Source organism: Rhizobium freirei PRF 81 (assembly GCF_000359745.1).
Lineage (GTDB): Bacteria > Pseudomonadota > Alphaproteobacteria > Rhizobiales > Rhizobiaceae > Rhizobium > Rhizobium freirei.
This window is the reverse complement of the sequence record NZ_AQHN01000063.1, coordinates 1-14721: the sequence shown is the minus strand read 5'-3', so window position 1 is coordinate 14721 and position 14721 is coordinate 1. Positions and strand designations below refer to the sequence as shown.

The following is a 14721-nucleotide window of genomic DNA, read 5'->3' as shown; positions in this document are numbered from 1 at the left end:
CGTCTTCATCTGGTCAGTGGCGTTATTGCCGGGAATGAAGGATCCCGCGCCGAGGCCGTCGCCGACCAATTGCCGCATCTGCTCGTCGATGAGCTGGTTATCGAAATAGGCGTCCCCCAGGAAGGGAACCTTGGTCTCCGGCGTATAGCCGATCCGGTCTATGAAATAGGCCGAGCCGTAGAACTTCGACACGTCGAGGAAAGCTGCTCGCGTCTCGAACAGGAAGACCTGGCCCGGAACCGTGCCGCCGACGCCGCCGGACTGCGGCTTGGCAAGGGCTGCGAGCTGAGCGCCATTCGTCTGCAGGATCTGGGTAAGATTGCCGCTATTGCCGATCGCGGCGGTAAGTTTGCCCATGAGGCTGTTCGGGCTGACCGAAGCACCGGCAGCCGTCAGGGTATTGCCGCTGATCGCAGGACCGGCCGCTGCCGTAACGCCGCCGTTGCTGATCGAACTACCAGCTGCTGCGGACACACCGCCACCGTTGATCACAGCACCTGCGGCTGCGATTGGGCCGCTAGCGCTCACCGCGGTGCCGCCGGCGGCCGTCAAGCCGTTGCCGCTGACATTGGCATTTCCAGCCATAGTCAGGCTGCTGCCATTGATTGAAGGACCGGCCGCTGCGGTCACGCCGCTACGGCTCAGCGTGGCGCTGCTATCTGCCGTCAGACTGCCGCTGCTGATCGCTGCGCCGCCGCCGGCCCTCAGATTGTTGCCGCTGATCGCCGGTCCGGAACCGATCGTCGGGCCGCTGCCTGCCAGCGACGGTCCTGCGCTGGTGTTCGCCCCGCCATTGGCCGCAACGCTTGAAAGCGCCGCGTTGACACTGAACAAGGCCCCGCCGGCCGTCATGCTGCCCAAGGCGCCGAGCGGGTTGTTCGAGGTCGCCGGGGCGTCAATCGCAACCTGACCGGCGATCGAACCGTTGGACACAACGTTGTTCACAGCGCCGCCACCATTGATCGCGAGTGCTCCGCGTGCCTGGATGACCCCGGAAATCGCGCCGATCGCCTGGGCGCTGACCGTGGTACCGGCGCTAAGATCTCTCGACGGATCGCACTGACCGTTCGGGTTCGGCGAATAGGTGAGTGTCGGGTCGCTGCTGCCGATACAGGGGCGATTGGGGCCGCTGCAATCCAAATCGCTTCCAGGACCTGCGGAAACGACGTCGGGATAATATTGGCAGGGGGTGGAGCTGTCGCAAATCGTCTGGGTGACGCGGTTCAGCGTCGCGCCGTCATTGGTGAGCGTGCCCGCGACGGTGAGCAGCATGTTGCCGTCGGATTTGATCGAACTGTAGGAGTTCCACAGATTGGTGGCATTGACGGTCAGATCCCTGCCCGCACGAATCTGTGCGGAGGCGCCGGCACCGCTGATCAGCTGATCCTGGTAGATAAGCTGGCTGACGAGACTGTCGACGGTTGACGTCCAGACGTAGATCGGCTCGTAGTCGTGATCGCCTTGTCCATAGCAGTGAACTTGGCACCTGTAGGTCCTGGTGATCACGTCATAGGCGTTGAGAATAGCATTGGAAATCAGCACGTTGCGCTGAATTGCCGGAGCCGAAGTCGTAACGTTGCTCAAGCCATTGGTCAGGATCGACATGTTGCCGCCCGACTGAATGAGGCCGGCTATGTTGACGACCGCACCGTTGCGTTGACCACCGCCTGGCCCTGCTATGGCAAGGCCGTTGCCTGCAAGCAGGGCGCCCTGATTGTTGGTCAGCGTACCGCCAACGAAGAGGTTGGCATTGTTGCCGGCAAAGACGAGACCGCCCGGAACGTTGGCAAAATCGCCGGCAATGTTGACGTTAAGATTGTTGCCTGCCGCCAGTTGCCCGGCATTGTCGAGCGACGGCAAGTTCAGCGTCAGGTCGTGGGCGGCAAGCAGCGCGGTGTTGGCGTTGGTCGTGAGACCTGCGGCGGAGACGGTGATGTCGCCGGAACCGCCGGCATTGGTGACCGTGCTGACCTGCGCGTTGGAAAGGTCGGCGCTGCCCGACAGATTGAGGGTCAGGCCGCCGAAGACAAGATTACTGCCTGCAAGATTGGCCGAGGAGGCGTTGACGATCAGCGTGCCACCGCCGGCCATCCGGCTGCCTCTGCTGCCGGATAGATCGAGCACACCGGTGTTGAGCGTCAGATTGCCGCCGACGCGAGTGGTGCTGGTATAGGCAATGGCGCCCGGGCTTGTGAGCGCGGCATTCCCCAGGCTTTGCAGGCTGTTATAGCTGATATTCTGCGTGGCCGTGGCGGCAAGATTGCCGCCGGAAAGCAATGAGTTGGCGCTGACGCTGCCGTTGGAGGCGGCAAGCGTCATAGCACCGGCGCGCCGCAGCATCAGGCTGCCATTGGCTGACGCATTGGTGGCGGCAAAGTCGACGCCGGAGACCAGCGTGTCGATGGTGATCGACCGGGCACTGAGGTTGATGTTGCCGGTGCCCAGCGATTGGCCGCTGAGCGTGATCGCGTTCCCGGCGCCAATGGTCAGGTCGCCATGGGCGACAGCATTGGCGCTGACATTGTTCGCCGCATTGGCGGTAATGGTCCCCGCAGCAAGCAGGCTGTTGAAAGAGATGTCGCCGGCTGTGGCGGTGAGCGTCAGGTCGCCAGCCTGACCAAGGATGACATTACCGGTTGCCGATTGGCCGGTCGCGGCAAAATCAACGCCGGCCGCGATGACATTGCCGCTGACGCCTGAGCCGATAATCGAGACATTGCTGGCACCAAGGAGCTGGCCATTGATCTTGACTGCGCCAGGACTGGTGGACGAGCCAATCGCGACCGCGCCGTGGCCGGTGATATTGCCGCCCATGAACGCGTTCGCCACCACATCGAGATTGCCTGCGACGATCAGCGTGCTGGCGCCGGCACTTCCGGCATTGATGGTCAGGTCGCCGCTTGGTCCGAGAACGATGGCGCCGTTTGCCGATTGTGCGGTGGCGGCAAAATCGACGCCGGTAACGGCTTGGCCCAGCTGGACGGTCGGGCCGGAGAGAAAGACGTCACCCGCACCGAGGAGCTGGCCAGCCACATTGACGCTGCTGCTGCCGGCAAGGGTGATATTGCCATGCCCGGTAACAGCGTTGGCCGAAATCGTGCTGCCGCTGGCGTCGATCGCACCTGCCGCGAGCATGGTCTGCGTGGTGACGCCGGCAGAGGCGGTCAGATTCATATCGCCGGCGCGACTGCCTACAATCGTCGCGGCAGTTCCGAGCACAATACCGCCGCCCGCGGCATTGGTGGCCGCGAAATCGATGCCGGAGATCAGCGTTGGCGCGTTGATATGACCACCGCTGACCGTGAGATTACCAGCGGCAATGATCTGGTTGCCGACATCGACATTGCCGATAATGCCGGCATTGCCATGAGCTGTGATGCTTCCGGCAATGAGATCAGCCGCATCCGCCGTCATGTCTCCTGCGGAAAGGATGGTCTGGGAGACAATATTGCCCGTCGTCGTGAGGTTCATGGCGCCGGATTGCGCCAGCACGATATTGCCGGCGGCGGCAGTGGTGGCGGCAAAGTCGATGCCGGAGATCAGCGTGGGCGCACTGATGCTGCCGCCACTGATGGTGATGTCGCCGGCAGCAAGAATCTGGCTGCTGACATCGACGTTACCGACAACACCGACTTTGCCATGGCTGGTGATGCTGGTTGCCCGTAGATTGGCGGCGTTCGCCGTGAAGTCACCGGCCGACAGAATCGTGCCGGCCGCGGCATTACCGGAGACGGTGAGGTCGGTCGCGCCGGACGGGCCGAGAACGATGTTGCCCCCTGCCCCGCCGGTCGCCGCGAAGTCGACGCCGGAGATCAGGAGACCGGCGTCGAGGCTGGCGCTGTCGATTGTGAGGCTACCGGCCGACAACACCTGGCCGCTCACATTCACGCGGCCGCTTGCGGCCGTACCGCTGGCCTTCAGATCGGTCTTGCCATGGCTGGTGATGTTGCTTGCCGTTAGATCCATCGCCTGTGCGGTAAGACCACCGGCCGACAGGATCGTGCCGACGGTGAGGCCGCCTGTCGAGGTGAGCGAGATATCGCCGCTCGCCGTCTGGACGATGTTGCCGTTTGCGGCGGCCGTTCCGGCGAAATCGACACCGGAGACGATGGCGCCTGCCGCGATACCCGGCCCGGAAATACCGACGTTGCCGCCGCTGAGGATCTGCCCGCTGACGTTTGTGGTGCCGGAAAGGATAGTATCGTTATGACCAGTGACGGTACCGGCCGTCACGGTGGCCGCATTGACGTTGATGGCGCCGGCGGCCTCGATCGTCGATGCAGAGAAGCCGCCACGGAGCCGGGCCGTCAGGTCCCCAGTTTGGCCGAGAACGATATTACCACCAGACGCGTTGGTGGCGCTAAAGTCGATACCGGCGACGACCGTCAGCGCTAATAGGCTCTGTCCGCTGATCAGTACGTTACCGGCGCCGAGGACCTGGCCGGTAACGCTGGTGGCGCCATCGAGAGTGACCGCACCGTGTGCCGTGACGGCATCCGCGTTCACAGCCGCGCCGCTGGCCGAAAGCGCACCAGCCGAGAGCAGCGTGCCGGTGTCGATATTGCCGGCAGAAGCAAGTGTCAGATCACCGCTGCTGGCGAGCACGATGTTGCCGTTGGCGGCGGCAGTTCTGGCGAAATCGACGCCGGAAACAATGGCGCCGGCCTTGATGACGGAGCCCGAGATGGCAACATTGCCTCCGCCGAGGACCTGATGATGAATGGTCGTGGCGCCGGATAGCGTAATTTCTTTATGAGCAGTGATAGCGTCGGCGGTAATGGTCGCACCGCGCGCGTCGACGGCGCCGGCGGCCTGCGCTGTCGAAGCCGCCACATCGCCGCTGACCGATACGCTGAGTTTGCCGGCGTTACCAAGCACGATATTGCCGCCCGCAGCATTAGTCGCGGCAAAGTCGATACCGGCAATAACGGCCTGAGCCGCCAGGCTCCGGCCGCTGATCAGCACGTCGCCAGCACCCAGAATTTGGCCGCCCACGGTGGTGGCGCCATCGAGTGTCACGTTTCCATGCGCCGTGACACTGTCGGCGGTCACGGTCGAGCCTTTGGCCGAAAGTGCCCCCGCCGACAAGAGCGTGCCGCCGTTAATCGCCCCAGTAGAGGCGAGCGTCAGATCACCGCTTGCCGTCTGGACGATGTTTCCGCCGCTGGCGGAGGTGGCCGCGAAGTCGACACCCGAAACCACGGTGCCGGCCTTGATGCTCGTGCCAGAGATTGAGACGTCACCGCCGCCGAGAAGCTGGTTGGTGATAGCGACGCCGCCAGCTGCCGCGCCGGAAAGGGTAATATCCTTGTGACCGGTGATCGAAGCTGCTGCGACGGTCCCGCCGCTGACGTCGATGGCACCCGCTGCCTGTATGGTCGGCGCCGCAACAGCCCCATTCACCGACACGGTCAAATCGCCAGTCTGGCCAAGAACGATATTGCCGCCGGCGGCATTGGTGGCACCGAAGTCGATGCCGGCAACGACGGTCTGCGCGGACAAGCTCTGGCCGGCTATCAATACATTGCCGGCACCAAGGATCTGGCCAGCAATGTTCACACCATCGCTCGTGGCCGTTGTACCGGTGCCTTTGAGCGTAATATCGCCATGAGCCGTGACCGCATCAGCGGTCACGGTAATGCCGTTGGCCGACAATGCACCGGCAGACAGCAATGTGCCGACGTCGATCGATCCTGTCGACGCAACCGTCAAGTCGCCGCTTGCTGTCTGGACGATGTTGCCATTGGCGGCTGCCGTTCTGGCGAAATCGACGCCGGAAACCACGGTCCCGACCTTGATGCCTGCACCGGAGATACTGATGTTGCTGCCGCCAAGGACCTGATTGGTTACGTCAACGCGACCGCCCGCGGTCGTCGTGCCAGTTGCGCCGGATAAGGTGATGTTCCTATGGCCGGTGACAGCATCGGCAGTGATGGTCGCGCCGCTCACATCGACGGCGCCTGCCGCCTGTATCGTCGGCACCGCCACTGCGCCACCGACCGAGACCGTCAGGTTTCCGGTCTGGCCAAGGACGATATTGCCGCCGGCGGCATTGGTGGCACCGAAGTCGATGCCAGCGACAAGGGTCTGCGCCGACAGGCTCTGGCCTGAGATCGCAACATTGCCAGACCCGAGAATCTGATTTGTAACGCTGATCGCGCCGCCGAGCATCACGGCCCCATGGGCAGTGATCCCGTCCGCAGTAACGGTCGAGCCGGAAGCGTTCAGATTGCCGGCTGACAGCAGTGTACTGGCATTTATGGCGCCGGCCGAGGCAAGCGTCAGGTCGCCGCTGCTGGCGAGCACGATGTTGCCATTGGCGGCGGCAGTCCTGGCGAAATCGACGCCGGAGATAATCGCGCCAGCTTTGATGGCGGAACCGGAGATGCTAACGTTACCGCCACTGAGTACCTGATTGCCGACAGCCACGCCACCGGCCGCTGTACCGGCAAGAGTGATATCCTTGTGGCCGGTGATCGAATCTGCCGTAACGGACGTTCCGCTGACATTGAGCACGCCGGCTGCCTGTATGGTTGGCGCAGCCACGGCGCCACTGACCGAAACAGTCAGGTCACCGCTTGATCCGAGGACGATGTTGCCTCCGGCAGCATCGGTGGCATTGAAATCGAGACCAGCAACAACAGTCTGTACCGACAAGCTCTGCCCACTGATCAGGACATTGCCAGCGCCTAAGATCTGGCCACTGACGTTGATCGCACCACCGAGCGTCATGTCGTGGTGTGCCGTGATCTTGTCGGCCGTAATCGTTGCGCCGGAAGCGCTCAGATTGCCGGCCGAGAGCAATGTGCTGACTCTGATGCTACCTGACGATGTCAGGGACATGTCACCGCTTGCCGTCTGAACGATATGTCCATTGGCCGCAGCCGTGGCAGCGAAGTCGATGCCGGAGATAATCGCGCCGGCCTTGATGCTCGAGCCTGAGACGCCAACGTCACCCCCGCCAAGCACTTGATTGGCAACATCAACACCAGCCGCCGTACCGGCAAGGGTGATATTCTTATGACCGGTGATCGAATCGGCCGAGACGGACGTGCCGCTGACATCGAGCACGCCGGCTGCTTGTATGGTTGGCGCAGTCACCGCGCCGTTGACCGATACAGTCAGATCACCAGTTTGACTAAGGACGATGTTGCCGCCGGAGGCATCGGTGGCATTGAAGTCGAGGCCGGCAACAACGGTCTGCGCCGAAAGGCTTTGGCCGCTGATCAGGACATTGCCGGCGGCAAGAATTTGGCCACCGACGCTGATCGCGCCGCCGAGCATCATGTCGTGATGCGCTGTAACGTTGTCCGCAGCAATGGTCGATCCGGAAGCGTTCAGATTGCCGGCAGAGAGCAACGTGCCGGCGCTGATGGCGCCTGGCGACGTCAGGGACATGTCGCCGCTTGCCGTCTGGATGATATGTCCGTTGGCAGCGGCCGTAGCGGCGAAATCGACGCCGGAGATAATCGCGCCGGCCTTGATGCTCGAGCCGGAGATGCCGATGTTGCCTCCGCCGAGCACCTGATTGGTGACAGCCACTCCGCCAGCGGTCGTGCCGGAAAGGGTGATATTCTTGTGGCCGATGATCGAATCTGCCGTAACGGACGTGCCGCTGACATTGAGCACGCCCGCTGCCTGCATCGTCGGTACTGCCACGGCGCCATTGACAGAGACTGTCAGATCACCGTTTTGACCGAGGGTGATTTTACCATTGGCTGCGTCGGTGGCACTGAAGTCGAGGCCTGCGGCAATAGTCTGCGCCGACAGGCTCTGCCCACTGATCAGCACATTGCCTGCGCCAAGGATCTGGCCGCTGACGTTGATCGCACCACCGAGCGTCATGTCGTGGTGCGCCGTGATCTTATCGGCAGCGGTCGCCGCGCCAGACGAGTTCAGACTGCCTGCGGAAAGCAATGTGCTGGCATTGATGTTGCCGCTCGACGCGAGCGTCAGATCGCCACTGCTGGTGAGCGTAATGCTGCCGGCAGAAGCCGCCGTGGCGGCGAAATCAACACCGGAAACGACAGTACCAGCCTTGATGCTTGGCCCGGAGATACTGACGTTGCCTCCGCCGAGAACCTGGTTGTTGACGGTGGTGGCGCCGGAAAGCGTGATGTCCTTATGGCCGGTAATCGCGTCGGCGGTAATGGAGGTGCCGCTGACATCGATCACACCCGCGGCCTGCAGGGTCGGCGCCCTGACGGCGCCATTGACCACGACCTTCAAATCACCAGCGCGATTGCCTGCAATCATCGCGGCCTCGCCGAGCGCGATATTGCCGCCGGCGGCATTGGTGGCGCTGAAGTCGATGCCGGCGACGACGGTCTGCGCCGACAAACCTTGGCCGCTGATCAGCACATTACCTGCGCCGAGAATCTGCTGTGTGACGTTAATCGCGCCACCGAGCGTCATGTCACCATGGGCGGTCACGCTAGTCGCCGTGAGGCTCGAACCGGTCGCGCTGAGATCGCCAGCCGACAGCAGCGGGCCGACATTGAGTGCGCTCGCGGCCGAAAGTGTCAGGTCGCCACTACTGGCGAGCACGATGTTGCCATTGGCGGCAGCAGTCCTGGCGAAGTCGACGCCGGAAACGACAGCGCCGGCTTTGATACTTGCCCCGGAGATGCTGACATTGCCGCCGCCGAGAACTTGGTTGGTTACGGCGGTGGTGCCCGAAAGCGTGATGTCCTTATGGCCTGTAATTGCGTCACTGGTGACTGCGGCAGCACTCATATTGATAGCGCCGGCGGCCTCTATCGTTGGCACCGCCACGGCGCCGTTGGCCGACACGGTCAAATCACCTGACTGGCCAAGGACGATCTTTCCACCGGCAGCATCAGTTGCACCAAAGTCGATGCCGGCGACCAAGGTTTGCGCGGAAAGACTCGGGCCAGTGGTCGCTACATTGCCGGCACCAAGGATCTGGCCGCTGACACTGATGACGCCGCCAAGCACCATGTCGTGATGGGAAGAGATATTGCCGGCCGCGATCGTCGTCCCGCTAGCATTGAGATCGCCTGCAGACAACAGCGTTCCCACGCCGAGCGCGCCGGCGGCCGTCAAAGTCAGATTGCCGGTTCCCATTGTCGTCGGGCCAAGGGTGATGCGACCGCCTGCCGTATCGGTGGCGGCAATGTCGACGCCAGAGACAATGGCATCGGCTGCAATGCTCGAGCCGGTGATGCCGACATTGCCGCCGCCGAGGACCTGGCCGGCGATATCAACGCGACCGCTTGCCGCCGTCGCGCTGGTGACGCCTGAAAGCGTGATGTCCTTGTGACCGGTGATCGTGTCGGCGGTGATGATCTGGCCGGTGGCATTGATCGCGCCGGCTGCGAGCACCGTCCCCGCCTGGATGGCGCCAGCGCTGTCGTTGATCGTCAGATCGCCGCTACTTGCCAGCACGATATTGCCGCCCGCCGCCTTGGTCGCGGCAAAGTCGACGCCTGAAGCAAGAAGACCGACACCAACGCCGCTGGTGTCGCTGGTGATTGTGATATTGCCAGCGCTGAGCAATTGATTGGCGACATTGACGCCGCCGCCAATGCCGGCGGCACCGCTTGCGATAATCGCGACATTGCCATGGCTCGTGAGATTGTTTGCCTGCAACAGGGTGGCCTGAGCAGTCAGGTCGCCGGCCGACAGCAACTTATCGGCAACGATATTGCCTGCCGTGGCGGTCAAACCGAGCATGCCTGACGAGCCAAGAACAATGCTGCCGCCGCTCGAATCGGTAGCCGCAAAGTCGACGCCGGCGGCAATGGCGCCGGCCTGAAGGGCAGAACCCGAGATCAGGACGTTGCTTGCGGCAAGAACCTGGCCGCTGACGTCAACACGACCGCCTGCCGTATTGACCGTAAGCGCTCCATGCGAGGTGAGGCCGCTTGACGTCAGCGACGCCGCGGTGATCGTCAGGTCGTTGATCGACTGGATGCTGCCGGCCGAAACATTGCTTGTCGCCGTCGCATTGAGGCTTCCAGCCGACAGCAGATTGCCGGTGGCGATACTGCCGCCGGTCGCCGTCAGGCTGAGATCGCCTGCGGTTCCAAGAACCACATTGCCATTCGGATCGGCGCTGGTGGCGGCGAGATTGATGCCGGAGACGACCTTGCCGGCTGAGATCGACCGGCCTGTGGCGCTGACGTTGCCTTGCGCCTGCACATTGCCGGCAACAGCAATCCCGAGAGCAGCATTCAAGGCGATATTCTGGCTGCTCTGCAGCGAGGCGGTCGAGATCGAGCCGGCCGTCGCTGTCAGACTGAGGTCACCGGTGCTATTGGCAGCACCCGCAATCGCAATATCGCCAGAGGTGGCGACAAGCGTTGCCGCACCGTTGCCAGCCGTCACGCTTCCGACAGCAATCCCGCCGTCCGAACTCGTCTGTACAGTCGTGCCGCTATTGACATCGCCCGACACACTCAGGAGACCAGCGCCACTTGCCAGAACAATGTCGCCATCTGCAGCGGCCGTCTGCAGGGTGGCGCCCTGGTCGGCCTGGACAGCGAGTTTCTGTTTCGAGGTAACTTTGGTTGCCGTCACCTTTTGTTTGGAGGTGATGGTGACACCATCGCGTGCGGAGGCATTGCCGATCGAGATCTTGCCATCGGCCGATAGCGACAACTCGCCGGCATTGGCGGCCATATCGGCGCTCATTTTGACGCCAGCGCCCTTCTCGGTGACGACGACCTTGATGCGGTCGGCCTGCATGGCGCCGAGCGCCGTGCCGTCGATGGCATATTCCGGCGTGCCTGACGTTGCCGTCAGCGCTGTGGAGTCGCCGGTGGCGTAATCATATTTGCTGGCGCCGCCCGTCAGCCGGATGGTCTTGCCGTACAAGGGCGCATTGACGTGAATGTTGCGGGCAACGACGTCGAACAGATCGACGGAACCGGGAGCGGCCGCAAAGTTCCCACCCGCCCCCTCGAAGGTGACATCGCCGCCATTGACCGTGAAGCCGGTCAGGCTTCCGTCGGCGCCGATAGTGGGGACACCGGTCGTCAGCGTGGCATGCGGCGTATTGATGAAGCCGCAGCCGTTGCATGTTATTCCATTAGGGTTCGCTACTATAACATCGGCTCGACCGCCGAAAACTTCTGTCGGACCATTCAGCGCCGAACGGTTGCCACTGGTCACCTCATTCAAGATGACGGAAGCCGGGTTCGCGGCATTGAGGTTTGGATTGCCCGGCGTCACCCCACCGAGGTTCGAAGTGCCTTGATTGCCCTTGAAATTATTGAGGATCAGACCCTGTGTGCCGACATTAAAATTGTCGTATTTGTTGTGCGAGAGGCCGGCGCTGTTTGGAGTGACGATATCCACCAACGGAACGTTGTTGGGTGCAGCGCCGATACTCGGCTGATTTGCGGCGGGCGCCGTGGTGCTTGCCGATACCGACTGGGCATTGGCAATCGCCGGCTGCAGAAACAGGAGCGCGCTGAGGGTGACAGCAAGCGATTGATGTCCGAGGCGCGCGAGCCGATAAATGGCGCTGCCGGAATCCTGCCTTGGATGCTTACCCATGATACGCTCTCGCCCTTTTGAGGCGGGGCTACGTCCGCGGATCTCGCAGGAACATCTAGCCCACATCTCGCCTCGCCCAGGCCGCGTCATGCGGCACATATTGATGATTTTTCTTGGTGGACTTGGTGGCGGACGTCAATCACTACACGGATATGGAGAGCAAACTTTGGGCTGTTCGCGTGATTTTGGTAAAATGTGTGTGAATTTTACACCAATTACTATAGGCAAGCATGAGAGAACACGCATCGCGGATAGTTTGTCACAGCCGTTTTAAGTCTTTGCGACGCGGGGAAGGCGGGCGCGCCGCCCAGAGGTCCGAGACGCTACTTCTTCGTCAGTAACCACCGCTTGATCTGTTGCGTGAATGCCCTCGACAGCCGTTGTGCTAGAATATCGTCAGGTCCCGCAGCCGAAGCCGCGTTGACGGCCATGGCCACAAATATGCCGAGCCCCTCCCCGCGCATGCCGCTGTTACCGGCTGCGACAACCGGTTGCTCGGCAATCAGGTGTCCGGTCCTGACGTCTTCCAGCCTGACCGTCCCCGAAATCTGGCTGTCGCTGTGAATGAGAATGCGTCCTGCCTTCGTGGCGAGATTGACCACATGCAAGGTAACGACCAGCCGCGCTCGCGTTGGACCGCCAGGCAGCCCGATCAGCTCCTTCTCCATAGTCCCTTTCAATACGCGAACAACCGTGGCCAATTGCGGATCGGGTTTGCCTTCCGTGAAAAGCCCCGTCATTTTCACATCAGGCGCCGTCTCGATGCGGACTTCACGCACCGAACTCCGTTGAAGAGCAGCGACAAGCCGCGGATCTGCCGTCACGCAGGAACTGAGTATCATCAGAAGCATTATGGCGATGCCGCCAGATATGTATCGCATCAGCAGGACTGCCAAGGCGTCGGTGTCGCGTATCAAACGCATGTACATTTTAACCTCCTCAGCCGCCCCTTGTCGCCGACGTCGTCTTCACGCCACCGTCGAGTTTCTTGTAAAGTTCGCCCAACTGCGACTTGGGTGCCGCACACTTTCTCGAACGAGCAAGATCCGTCAGCACCTGGTTGCGATTGCGCAACGCGTCGATCTCGATCTTTTCCGGTGATTTCGGATCCATGAAGAACAGAGCTGGTAAAAACAAAAGGACACCCGTCGCGCCAAGAATGACGTTCTTGCCCTGGGCCTGCGAGCGTTCCTTGACGGTCGTCAGGATCTGGCGTTCGTTCGCCGCAAATTCGCGGTTGATACCGCTACACTCCATTCCGGTGTCGCCGGCACTGGTGGAGGCGATCGGATGCGCCTCGCGGCCACCACAGCCAGACAGGATAATTGTACAGCTCAGAAGCGCCGCGGCGGAAAGCGAGAGAGCTCTGTGATCCTTCATTATTGCGATCGTCATGATTTTACCCTGTTACACTTTTACCAACGTATTGAAGCGCTTACGAAGAGGAGCCCAGAGTCGCGCCGATTGACCGTGCCGCCGAGCACATCCGAATAACCCATGTCGAAATTCACATTGCCGCCGGCAAGCTTGGCGCCTGCGGTCCAGCCGAGCATGTCGCCGCCTTCGATGCGGTGGCGCGCCTGCGAGGCGATCCGTCCGTAATCGAGGCCGACATAGGGGCGGAATTCGCCGAAGATCTTGGCGAGCGCGGCATTGTCGGCGAAAGGCTGCGTGCGCCAGACGAGATCGTTGCGGACGAAGAAACCGTTATTGCCAAAGAGCATGGTCTCGCGCGTCCCGCGTACGGAGGAATAGCCGCCGACCGAGATCTGCTCTGCCCCGAACATATTGTCGGGAGAGTATTGCCCGGTGACGACGGAATTGATCTCCAGACGCTGTCCGGCCAGTTCGAACGGCCGTGTCATGGTGATCGTGCCGGTGAATTTCGAGAAGCGAGGATCCGCGTCTCCGGCGCCGACATCGCCAGGCGCAACCGCATCGAAGAGACTAAGCCCCTGACGGTAGGAAAGGTCGAGTACCCAAAGACCGCCCAGCATTCGGCGAGAGTGCGAGATGCCGAGATCGCCGACCGTATATTTGCGGCTACCAACCTCGATCCTGCTGCCGAGCAGGAAGTTGTTGGATTCCTTGTAGGTCAGGCCGCTATTGAAGGTCGTGATCGAATCCTTGTCGCGGAAAATCACGCGATTGACGCCGATCCCCGCTTGCTTGGAATTGCCTGAAGTATTCAGCGGCCCGAAATTCCCGGGAACGGAGCTATTGTATTCGTACCAGGAACCATTGAGCGAGAACGTCCAGTAGCCGTAGGGAACGCTGACATTGCCGGAATAGCTGTTGCTCTTACCCACTCCATCATTGCGCCATGGGTAGTCCGGGCCGGTATGCTCGTAGGCAAAGTTCCATTGGTCATTGAGATGCAGGAGATTGTCATAGCCAACCGAAGCGGAGGATTTGGAATATCCGGTCTGCCATTGGCCAAGATTGCTGTTGCCGACGGAAAGGTGCCAGGGATGATCCGGCTTGCTCTCGATATTGAGGATCGACGTGCCATTCGTCTTGCCGGGCAGCATCGCGGTCTTGGCATTGTTGGAAGTCAGACGGTTGATCTGATCGAGACCCTGTTCGATATCGCGCAGATTGGTGATCCCGCCCTTCATGCCGGGAAAAGCCGCAGCGATCACACCGGAACCGGGCGCCGGCTTGCCGTTGATGTAAATGTCCGCAAGCGTGCCCTCGACGGCAACCAGGCGCAGGGTTTTCGTCTTGGCGATGTCCTGCGCCGGCACGTAGACACGAGAGCTCACGAAACCCTTGTCGAGATAGAGATGCGTCAAATCGCGCAGCAGCGCATTGATCTCACCGACGCCGACGCAACGGTTCGTATAAGGTGCCGTGACCTTGCCGATCGTCGCCGCCGAAAACTGCTTCACCCCCTCCACCGTGACCTGGGTGATTGCAAAGCAAGGACCGCCTTGCTGCGCAGCCGGCGCCTGCTTCTGATCGATCGGCAGGGACGAAGGTTTCGGCGTAGCCTCCCGCAGTGCGTCAAGGCGCTGCTGCTCGGCTTGCTGCGCCTGACGGCGCGCGAAATCATCGCTCGGCGATTGCTGTGCGGCGACCTGGGAGGAGACCAGCGTTGCCGACAGCAACGCGACCGTAAGCGGAGCGTTGAGACACGACTTCGAAAAGCCTTGGCCGAACCGCAGACGGCTCGGCCCGAAAGCCAAGATCATAGGC

The 14721-nt window shown here is 61.7% G+C and carries 4 protein-coding genes; all 4 read right to left on the bottom strand.

Annotated features, from left to right (window positions below; genetic code table 11):
* A partial coding sequence (locus RHSP_RS16815) for a two-partner secretion domain-containing protein (RefSeq protein WP_037152577.1) occupies positions 1-11523 on the bottom strand: 11523 nt, incomplete at its 3' end.
* A 323-nt stretch (positions 11524-11846) separates the two neighbouring features.
* Positions 11847-12404 carry a hypothetical protein gene (locus RHSP_RS16810; RefSeq protein WP_037152583.1) on the bottom strand — a complete coding sequence of 186 codons (558 nt, stop codon included), beginning with the start codon at positions 12402-12404 and terminating at the stop codon, positions 11847-11849.
* Positions 12405-12462: 58 nt separating this feature from the next.
* On the bottom strand, positions 12463-12918 hold the full coding sequence (locus RHSP_RS16805) for a hypothetical protein (protein ID WP_004119639.1): 456 nt from the start codon (positions 12916-12918) through the stop codon (positions 12463-12465).
* 20 nt (positions 12919-12938) lie between these two features.
* Positions 12939-14717: a ShlB/FhaC/HecB family hemolysin secretion/activation protein gene (locus RHSP_RS16800; protein ID WP_004119636.1), complete on the bottom strand. Its 1779-nt coding sequence runs from the start codon at positions 14715-14717 to the stop codon at positions 12939-12941.
* Positions 14718-14721: the final 4 nt, after the last annotated feature.